The organism is Actinomadura sp. HBU206391 (assembly GCF_014323665.1).
Classification (GTDB): domain Bacteria; phylum Actinomycetota; class Actinomycetes; order Streptosporangiales; family Streptosporangiaceae; genus Actinomadura_C.
The window spans coordinates 1-6,234 of sequence record NZ_JABVEB010000295.1 but is presented as its reverse complement, the minus strand read 5'-3'; the positions used below and the strand labels follow the sequence as shown (position 1 = coordinate 6,234).

At 67.0% G+C, this 6,234-nt stretch carries 5 protein-coding genes; 2 read left to right on the top strand and 3 right to left on the bottom strand.

The features are described 5' to 3' along the window. From HKK72_RS34575 to HKK72_RS42540, 3 genes are all read right to left on the bottom strand, one after another. On the bottom strand, positions 1-1,185 hold a 1,185-nt coding region (locus HKK72_RS34575; protein ID WP_187238619.1), incomplete at its 3' end, for a M14 family zinc carboxypeptidase. Between the two features lie 170 nt (positions 1,186-1,355). After that, positions 1,356-2,468, bottom strand: coding sequence for a serine hydrolase domain-containing protein (locus HKK72_RS34570; RefSeq protein ID WP_187238618.1), 1,113 nt, complete (start codon positions 2,466-2,468; stop codon positions 1,356-1,358). 222 nt (positions 2,469-2,690) lie between these two features. Further along, positions 2,691-3,503: a helix-turn-helix transcriptional regulator gene (locus tag HKK72_RS42540; RefSeq protein WP_187238617.1), complete on the bottom strand. Its 813-nt coding sequence runs from the start codon at positions 3,501-3,503 to the stop codon at positions 2,691-2,693. 156 nt (positions 3,504-3,659) lie between these two features. Between HKK72_RS42540 and HKK72_RS34560 the strand changes: the two genes are divergently transcribed. Further along, positions 3,660-4,064: an SRPBCC family protein gene (locus tag HKK72_RS34560; RefSeq protein ID WP_187238616.1), complete on the top strand. Its 405-nt coding sequence runs from the start codon at positions 3,660-3,662 to the stop codon at positions 4,062-4,064. A gap of 383 nt (positions 4,065-4,447) precedes the next feature. Next, positions 4,448-6,211: a 5'-nucleotidase C-terminal domain-containing protein gene (locus HKK72_RS34555; protein ID WP_222721515.1), complete on the top strand. Its 1,764-nt coding sequence runs from the start codon at positions 4,448-4,450 to the stop codon at positions 6,209-6,211. Positions 6,212-6,234: the final 23 nt, after the last annotated feature.

Below are 6,234 nucleotides of genomic sequence, written 5' to 3'. Positions count from 1 at the left end.
GTCCCAAGTGAAGTGGCCACTGCGTTCGCTGACCTCCATGGAGGAGCTGAGGTGGTTGGCGAAGGCGACCGGCCGGGTGGTCCCGTCGGGCTGGGCGACCGGGTTGGTCCACAGTGGGAAGTCCTTGCTGATGCGCAGCACCGCGCCGCGCGGTGCCTTTCCGCTGATGACGGAGTGCGCCTCGCGGTCGGCGGCCTGCTGGAGCGCGGTGACGAAGGACCCTCGGATGCCCTTGCCCTCGTACCCGTTGGTGCCGAGGTACTGATCGACGACCAGGCTCTGGAAGGTGCGCGGCAGGGTGAGCGGTGTCGTGCAGACCTCGACGGTGACCCCCAGTCCGCGAGTGGCGTAGTACGACCAGTCGATGACTTCGCCCGAGGTCTCGTAGTCGTCGGCCGACGTGGTGTGGAAGTAGCCGTTCTGCGTGCCCATCGCGTCGGCGAACGACCGGAAGGCGGCGATGTCCGGTGGGAGCCCGGCCTTGTGCTGCAGCGGCGGGTAGAGCATGTTGCCCAGGCAGGTGTGCATGGTGAGGAAGGTCGTGACCTGGCGAGATGAGATCAGGTCACGTACGTTCCGAGTCTCCGGCTCCGACCAGGGAGCGGCGCCCTCGTACGGCGGCGACTCGCCCCAGCCGAAGCCGTAGTTGCGGTTCATGTCCACGTTGTTGGCGTTACGCCGGGTGTTCTTCACGAACCCGTCGACATTGACGATGGGCACGAGGACGATGCGCGTCTTCTTGAGCAGCCCGGTGATCTGCCGGTCCCGGCCGTACTTCCGCACGAGGTCGAGGGCGAACTCCATGGTGACCTCGCCGGAGGGCCACTCGTTGCCATGGTGCATGCCGACGACGAGCAGCACCGGCTTGCCGTCGCGTCTGGCCGCCTTGTCAGTGATCTCGACCCCGCGTACGAGACGGCCCTCGCGGGTGCGCTCCGGCAGCGTGATCGGCTTCACCAGGCTCGGATTGCGCCGGGCAAGCTCGGACAGGTCGTTCTCGTAGTCCGCGAGTGAGCGATAGTCCGTACGCCCGCTGGGCAGTCCCGCTGCGGGCGCGCCCGCTGAGGGCGCCGCCTCGGCCGCCGCCTGAACCGCGGGCATGATCACGCTCGTCAGCGACATCGCGAGCGCCGTGCACAACGTCAGGACCGCACGCGATCCGGGCCGGCCGACAGAGACTTTCATCCGGTCACCACCAGGGAGCTTGGAGGATGAGCCTTGATCAACGATCAATAAAGATCATCTTTGCCGTCGTAAGCCGTGTCAATACCGCTAGGTCATGACGAGAGCGACGCCGACGCGCGGGTGTCGCTGATTGCCGTCGCTCTGGAGGCGGTCGGCGATGGTCCGAGGGCTCAGCCGTCCGCGGCGGCGCTGGTCGCGATCTTGTTGATCTGGTTGACGACGGAGAAATCGGTGGTGAGCCGGTTCTTGGTCAACGCGAACGCGATGCCGGTGGCGGTGTCACCGTAGGCGAAGCTCCCGCCCGCACCGGCCATCCCGAACGCGGTCGAAGTGTCCTGGTCGCCGCCGTCGAGCAGGCCGATGGAGTAGCCCAGCCCCCACGAGGACGCGTTGCCGAAGACCTGGTCGACGCCACTGGCCGCCACGGTCGTCGCTTCCCGCAGCCGTTCCGGCGAGATCAGGTGCACGTCGACTATGTCGCCCAGCACGGCGGCGTACATGCGTGCGATGGCCCGCGCCGAGGTCTTGCCGCCCGCCGGGATGTCGGCGGCGAGGATGTCGCTGCGGTTGCCGAGCTCGGCGGTCGGGAACAGGCTCAGCGGCCCCGCCTTGAACATCGGCAGATCCTCCGGCATCGCCGACATCATCTCCGCGGCGCCCTCCACGTCCTCCAGCCGGGCGAGCCTGCCGTGCTCGGAGACCGGCAGGCCGAAGTAGAGTTCGTCGGCCACGCCCAGCGGCCCGGTCACGTCCTCTCGCAGGACCTGCGAGATCGGCTTGCCGGTCGCCCGGCGAACGATCTCGCCGACGAGATAGCCGAACGTGTACGCGTGATAGCCGACCTTGGTGCCCGGCTCCCACCACAACTCGGCATCGGCGATCGCCGCGCACATCTTGTCCCAGTCGCACAGATCCGCCGGCGTGGTGTCCGGCGGCACGCCGGGCACGCCGGCCGAGTGGGTGAGGACGTGCCGCACCGTAACGGCGTCCTTTCCATGTGCGCCGAACTCCGGCCACAGGTCCACGACGGGGGTGTCGTACCCGAAGACCCCGCGCTCCGCGAGCACATGGGCGATGGTCGCGGTCGCCCCCTTGCCGATCGAGAAGTTGTAGAACAGGGTGTCCGGCGACACCGGCCGGCCGGTGTCGGGATCGGTGACTCCGGCGACCGCGTCGACGACCAACTCGCCGTGCCGGTAGACGGCGACCTGCATGCCCCGCTCCGCCCCCGACGCGACCAGATCGTCGATGGCCTGCTGAACCTGCTTTTGCACGTCGCTCATCTCGCTCCGTCTCCTGGTACGGCCTCCGGCATCAGGCTTACCCGCACAGCACCGATGCGCTGTCCAAAGCTCGGGGGACACCCTACTTCTGCCACTGGACGGGATGGAGATAGGTCGTGAAGATCGGCGAACGTCATCCGGTCATGGCCGGACATCGATCCTGCACCGCGTCTCTGAGTAGCTGATGTGAGCGTGTTCGGACGGCGGCTGGTTGCTTGATCCTCAGTTGCTGGAGCGCAGCAGACGTCGTAGCGCGGTCGGGGTGTGATCCAGGTGCCGTCGTACAGTGCGGCACAGGTGCGCCTGATCTGCGAAGCCCAGGTCGGCGGCCAAGACGGCGAGGCTGTCCTCGCCGTGCTCCAGCCGGTCTAGTGCGCGGGTTACCCGGACGCGATTGCGGTAATAGGTCACAGACACCCCCATCTCGCGGGAGAACGCCCGGCTCAACCGGAACGGTGATACGGCGAGCAGCGCGGCCAGCGGCAGGAGAGCGTGTGCGGCGGGGTGGTCGGTGAGTATCGCTTCCCGGGCCGCGGCTACGGCAGCCCGGTCGGTGTCGTGGATCGGCACGTCGGCCGGCGTGGGACCGGCGTTGACCTGCTTGAGAATGTCACTGAGCGCTTCCAGCAACTGTTGTGCCAGTGCGTAGCCGAGATCACCAGTTCGCGCGGCGGTGAGCATGCGCCGGTGGATGAGATCGAGTTGGGCATCGACGTAGAACGTTGACCTGGCCAGGAGTGTGTCCCCGGCGAGCTTGAACCACAGCGGCGGTCGCAGGTTGATCCAGGTGCATATATCGCCCCCCGCGGGGTGCGCGAAATGCTCCTCTGCGCCGGGCACGCCGACGTAGGCCAGGGTTGCGTCGATGTCGGCGCAGACACCATCGACTCGTCGTCGGAAGCGGCCGCGGCGCGCCAGCACAAGGTTGTACTCCTCGCGCGACTCCGGCTGCGACCACCTGGTGTGGTCGTCGTGGCACGTCACGGTCCTGATCGTGAAGTCGGGACCGACGGCGACGTCGGCAACTGTGCGCACGCCGTGGAGCGTATGCGGGGGCCTATCGCGCTGCAAGGAAGTTCAAGACGGCCACCGGTCCGGACGGCAGGCTTGCCATATACCGATCGCATTCGGCGCCGCGCGGCAGAGCAGTCGATGTTGTGCGGCACGCCGCTCTACAGGCAGGGGCCCGGCATGGCTTCGATTCGCAAGGAGATCTTGATTGACGCTCGTCCAGACGATGTATGGGCGGCGCTTCGTGACTGGGGCGCACTCCATCATCGCCTGGTGCCGGGGTTCGTCACCGATGCCCACCTTGAGGGCCGAGACCGGGTCGTCACGTTCTTCAACGGTGCGGTCGTACGTGAGGTGCTCGTCGACCTCGACGATGAGGCTCGCCGCCTCGTCTGGTCGGTCGTCGACGGGCCGTACACGCACCACAACGCATCGGCGCAGGTTTTTTCCTCAGGTGACGCCGGCACGCTGTTCGTCTGGGTGGCCGACCTGTTGCCCGATGAGGCGGCTGGGCGGATCAGCGATCTGATGGAAAGAGGGATAGGCGTGGTCAAAAACACGCTTGAGCTGCGGCGAGGCCGTTGACCACAATGCTCGTCCAGCGTTGTTCGCGGAACCTTCCAGGTGAATATCCGACACCATTTGACGCTGACCCGCTGCCGCTGGACGGCGTCGGCCATCGGAAGTGCGGAGACGCGCGACGCGACCGGACGGCGGCGCAGGGGCCACCCGTTGTTCACGCGGTCGCAAGACCGCGGACTGCCAATCATCGGGGCCCGGGATGGCAAGATCTCACCGGGATGAATCCGGCGTTCGGGCTCTAACCTGGCACCTCGTCACCTCCGGAAGGAAAAGCGTTCGTCATGCACAATCACGGGAACCGGTCCGGCCCAGCGCCTCGGTGGTGTTCCTGCCGCGTTCCGGATGAGGCCACGGATGGCAAGAGCCCGGGTGTCAGCCGCAGGCAGATGCTCGGCGGGCTGACCGCCACGAGCGCGCTCGCTCTCGCGGGCTGGCCCGGCTCGGCCGAGGCGGCGACCACCGCGAAGGGCGGTGGCCGGTCGGTGACCATCACCGTCATGGGCACCTCCGACATCCACAGCAATGTGGTCAACTGGGACTACTACCAGGATGCCGAGTTCAGCGACAGTGCCGGGAACGTGGTCGGCCTGGCGCGAGTGTCGAGCCTGGTGAAGCAGATCCGTGCCGACCGCGGGCGGGAGCGCACCCTCCTGTTCGACGCGGGGGACACCATTCAGGGCACTCCGCTGGGGTTCTACTACGCCACGGTGGAGCCCATCACGACGACCGGCCGGATCCACCCGATAGCGCGGCAGATGAACGCCATCGGCTATGACGCCGTGGCACTGGGCAACCACGAGTTCAACTACGGACTCCCGCTGCTGAACAAGTGGATCGCCCAGATGGACGCGCCGGCGCTGGCCGCCAACGCCGTCCACGCGGGCACCGACCGGCCGGCGTTCCGCCCGTACATCATCAAGAAGATGCACGTTAAGGGCCATCCGCCCATCAGGGTCGGCGTGCTGGGCCTGACCAACCCGGGCGTCACCGTCTGGGACAAGGCCAATGTCGCCGGCAAGCTGGACTTTCTCGACCTGGTCGAGACCGCCAAGAAGTGGGTTCCGGCCATCCGTGCCGAGGGCGCCGATGTCGTGGTCGTCAGCGCGCACGCCGGTGACAGCGGCGTGTCGTCCTACACCGGCGACATCCCCGTGGAGAACGCCTCGGCCATGGTGGCCCAGCAGGTCCCCGGGATCGACGCCATCCTCTTCGGTCACGCGCACAACGACGTCGCCGAGCGGTTCGTCACCAACGAGATCACCGGCGAGACCGTGGTGATGAGCGAGCCGAAATGCTGGGGCGAGCGACTCTCGGTCTTCGACCTCACACTGACCCGGGACCGCGGTCGCTGGAAGGTCACCGGCAAGTCGGCCACGACGGTGAACACCAACACGGTGAACGAGGACCCCAAGCTCGTCGCGCTGGTCAAGAAGCAGCACGACACGGTGGTGGCGTACGTCAACCAGGAGGTGGCGACCTCCACCGAGGCGATGTCCGCGGCGGAGTCCTGCTGGAAGGACACCGCCATCCTCGACTACATCCACCTGGTGCAGACCGCGAAGGTCAAGGAGGCCGTCGCCGGCACCGCCCACGCGTCACTGCCGGTGCTGTCGATCGCCGCGCCGTTCAGCCGCGCCGCCACCTTCCCGGCCGGTCAGGTCACGATCAAGGACATCGCCGGCCTCTACATCTACGACAACACCTTGTTGGCCAGCATTTTGACCGGTTCCCAGATCAAGGCGTACCTGGAGTACTCGGCGCAGTACTTCAAGCAGGTCGCCGCGGACGCCCCGGTCGATCCGAGGTCGTGGACGAACGCGAACAACCGTCCCGACTACAACTACGACCAGTTCTCCGGCGTCACCTACGACGTCGACATCGCCGGCGCCGAGGGCTCACGCATACTCAACCTCGCCTATGACGGCACGGCGGTCACCGACGACCAGCAGTTCGTGGTCGCGGTCAACAACTACCGCCAGTCCGGCGGTGGCGGCTTTCCCCACATCGCCGCCGCCCCGGTCGTCTACAACGCCCAGGTCGCGATCCGGGAGGCGATCGTCGCGTACGCCTCCGCGGCCAAGACCATCGACCCCTCCACCTTCCATGTGGAGAACTGGAAGCTGGTCCGCGACGGCGTACCGGTCTTCTGAACCGATCGGCGGCTCAGAGCGGC

Coding starts and splice junctions, on each gene's coding strand:
- HKK72_RS34555 (WP_222721515.1), top strand. CDS start 4,448: ATGCTCGGCGGGCTGACCGCCACGAGCGCGCTCGCTCTCGCGGGCTGG.
- HKK72_RS34560 (WP_187238616.1), top strand. CDS start 3,660: ATGGCTTCGATTCGCAAGGAGATCTTGATTGACGCTCGTCCAGACGAT.
- HKK72_RS34570 (WP_187238618.1), bottom strand. CDS start 2,468: ATGAGCGACGTGCAAAAGCAGGTTCAGCAGGCCATCGACGATCTGGTC.